Origin of the sequence: Microcystis sp. M49636_WE2 (assembly GCF_030065375.1) — a bacterium.
Classification (GTDB): domain Bacteria; phylum Cyanobacteriota; class Cyanobacteriia; order Cyanobacteriales; family Microcystaceae; genus Microcystis; species Microcystis aeruginosa_C.
In genome coordinates this window covers 1-3,226 of record NZ_JASJFG010000122.1, presented here as the reverse complement: position 1 = coordinate 3,226, position 3,226 = coordinate 1, and the positions used below count along the sequence as shown (strand labels likewise).

General features: G+C 47.6%; 4 protein-coding genes. All 4 read left to right on the top strand.

The genetic code is table 11. The features are described 5' to 3' along the window. Nucleotides 1-324: 5-(carboxyamino)imidazole ribonucleotide mutase (locus PX484_RS02860; RefSeq protein ID WP_288102787.1), on the top strand; the 324-nt coding region annotated here is incomplete at its 5' end. A gap of 42 nt (nucleotides 325-366) precedes the next feature. After that, nucleotides 367-1,167, top strand: coding sequence for a tetratricopeptide repeat protein (locus PX484_RS02855; protein WP_287765446.1), 801 nt, complete (start codon nucleotides 367-369; stop codon nucleotides 1,165-1,167). A 468-nt stretch (nucleotides 1,168-1,635) separates the two neighbouring features. Then, the gene (gene cysH, locus PX484_RS02850) at nucleotides 1,636-2,457 is read left to right on the top strand and encodes a phosphoadenosine phosphosulfate reductase (protein WP_287765449.1); all 822 of its coding nucleotides are present in this window, start codon (nucleotides 1,636-1,638) and stop codon (nucleotides 2,455-2,457) included. Between the two features lie 57 nt (nucleotides 2,458-2,514). Beyond that, nucleotides 2,515-3,226, top strand: a 712-nt coding sequence (locus PX484_RS02845; RefSeq protein WP_288102785.1) for an alpha/beta fold hydrolase, incomplete at its 3' end; no start/stop codon positions are given.

Sequence of the window (3,226 nt, the reverse complement as noted above, 5' to 3'; positions counted from 1 at the left end):
GCTGCCCATTTACCCGGGATGGTGGCATCTTTAACCCCCTTACCCGTGATTGGAGTTCCCGTAGTCACGCGCACTTTACAAGGGTTAGACTCTCTCTATTCAATTGTACAGATGCCCGCAGGCATTCCCGTGGCCACGGTGGCGATCGGTAATGCCAAAAATGCCGGACTTTTAGCGGTTCAAATTCTCGCCACTGGTAATGCTGATCTTTTAGAGCAAGTTATCGCCTATCGTCAATCCCTCACCGATTCCGTCCTCGAAAAACAAAGCAATCTTCAACGACTAGGCTATCAAGACTATCTAGGGCAGAGTTCACCTAAGTAGGGTAGATTGAGAAAAGATTAAGTAACAAATTATGAAGTAATTATGCGTTGGATCACCGCTTGTGTATTGAGTCTATTGCTCTTTTTTGCCCTACCCATAGCGGCTTATGCCGATAGCCCGACTATTAGCGAAGAACAGATTAGAGAAGGGGAAGTTATCGCCGAAAAAGCCCTAGAAGCCACAGAAAAAGGCGATTACGCCCAGGCCGAAAACTATTGGACCGAATTAGTCGCCAAATTCCCCACTAACCCCGCCGTCTGGAGTAATCGCGGCAATGCCAGAGTCAGCCTCAATAAATTAGAGGATGCGATCGCTGATTTTAACCAAGCGATCGCCATTGCCCCCGATGCCCCCGATCCCTACCTCAATCGCGGCACCGCTTTAGAGGGAGAAGGCAGATATCAAGAAGCGATCGCCGATTATAATAAAGTTTTAGAACTAGATCCCAATGATGCCTTTGCCTATAACAATCGCGGCAACGCCGAAGGCGGTTTAGGGGACTGGGAAGCCGCCGTCAAAGACTATCGCCAAGCCACTCAACTAGCCCCGAATTTTGCCTGGGCGCAAGCTAATCTGGCTCTGGCCCTGTACGAATTGGGCAGATATCCCGAAGCAGTCCAAAAAATGCGGAATATTGCCCGCAAATACCCCATGTTCCCCGATGTCAGAGCCGCCTTAAGCGCCGTTTTATGGACCCAAGGACAACAGGGAGAAGCGGAAAGCAATTGGGTAGCCGCCGTCGGCATGGATACCCGCTATCAAGACCTCGACTGGGTAAAAAGCGTGCGCCGTTGGCCGCCGAATATGGTTCTAGCCTTAGATAAGTTTCTTAACTTAAAGTAAAGAATTACTAAATATGGTTTGCTGAATAAATCTAAAAACCTTGTTGGCTAAGACTTTTAGACTTTTTGTCAATCAAAAAGTAGCAAATATGGGAGTGATCGGGGGGAAAATTCAGGGACTTTTTCCCTGAAAATTAGGTAATTGACCCCCTCAAAATCGGTAAAACCCTACACCCTACACCCCATACCCCACACCCCACACCCTGTCCCCACGAAAAACTTTTTCAGCAGACCCTAAATAGTAACTTTTCTAGCAGTAGCGGGGCTGAGGGTCTAATTATCCTGAAATCAGCGACTAAGATACAATTGAGGTCTGATAGTTCCATTATCCTCGATCGAATAACCCGGCTCTGGAAAGGAAAAGGAATAGCTAGAACGGGCCAATGGCTCAATGCTATAATCCAATCACAGGGATAGATTGGACTCTATCAGTATCCGCCGCTACTGTACACCTTAAATCTTAGCCAGAATGCCAGATTTACACTTGCTTAATTCTCATCCACAGGCCCTAGAAACCGCCTTCATCGCCACTGCCGACCGGTCTTCTTCCTCCCTTCTATCCCTCGACCTCGCCAGAATTAATCAACGTTTTGACTCCGCTAACGCCGCAGAAATCGTCGCTTGGAGCGCGGCCACCTTTGGGGAAGGTTTAGTGATGAGTACCAGTTTCGGCATTCAAGCGGCGGTGATGTTGCACCTCGTCACCGCAATTATCCCCGATATTCCCATCATTTGGATCGATACCGGCTATCTTCCTCCGGAAACCTATCAATTTGCCGAAGAATTAAGCCAACGCCTCCATTTAAACCTGAAAGTTTATCAATCTCCCCTCAGTCCCGCCCGCATGGAAGCAATCCACGGTAAATTGTGGTCAAATAACGATCTCGACTCCCTCAATCTCTACGACAAAATCCGCAAGGTGGAGCCGATGCAACGGGCCCTGAAGGAATTAAAGGCCACCGCTTGGTTAGCCGGTTTACGTCGCGACCAAACCGACCACCGCAAAACTCTCCAATGGGTCAATCAACAGGGCGAACGTTACAAAATATTACCGATCCTTGACTGGAATGCCAAAACCATATACCAGTATCTGACTAAATACGATCTCCCCTACCATCCCTATTTTGATCTGGGTTATGTCTCCGTCGGCGATTGGCACTCCAGTCGGCCTTTAACCGCCGATGATAGCAACGAACGAGACACCCGTTTCAAGGGTTTAAAACAAGAATGCGGTCTTCATTTGCCCTTAACCCCCGGAGAAGCACAAAGTCTCGACGCAAGCTCCCTATAACTGCCGGGGTGGAAAATTTGCCGGTGCGATCGGTTCCTAGACGTTAGACAATGGTTAATGATTATTAATCCCCCATTAACCATGGCTATTTTAGAAAGCTTTCTCGAAGTCGGCTCTCTCAAGTGGTTTTATCGACAGGTTAACCCCGCTCAACAACCGGACACAACCCCCGTGATCCTACTCCATGGTTTACCCGCCCATGGCTATATTTGGCGGGAATTATTGACCAGTTTAGAAGAATATAACATTAATGCCATTGCCCCCGATTGGATCGGTTCCGGTTTATCCGCTAAACCCGATGCCAGAGATTTCGCCTACACACCTAGCGCTTTTTGTCAAGCCTTGGCCGATTTTATTCAAGCTCTCCAATTGCCGAAAATCTCCCTGATTGTCCAGGGTTTTTTAGCCTCCGTCGGTTTACAATACGCCCTAGAAAATCCCGATAAAATTGAGCGCTTGATCGTTTTAAATACTCCCCTCTCCAGTGATGTTAAATTACCCTGGATAATGAAACAATGGGGGCTACCTTTCCTCGGAGATATGGCGACTCAAGACCCCTTATTAGTCGATCGTACTTTAGAAACTGGTAGCGGTTTTGTGATTAGTGATGCAGATCTGGCTATTTTCCGTCAACCTTATCTAAAAACTTCGGCAGTGGGTCGCGCTTTACTGGCCACGATTCGCAATTTAAACCTATCGAAAACTATGGCAGAAATTGAGACAGGTTTAGAGAACTTTGAAAAACCTATCCTTTTTGTCTGGGGAATGG

Excerpts from the sequence above, each read along its gene's own strand:
- PX484_RS02855 (WP_287765446.1), top strand. The coding sequence starts at position 367 with ATGCGTTGGATCACCGCTTGTGTATTGAGTCTATTGCTCTTTTTTGCC.
- cysH (WP_287765449.1), top strand. The coding sequence starts at position 1,636 with ATGCCAGATTTACACTTGCTTAATTCTCATCCACAGGCCCTAGAAACC.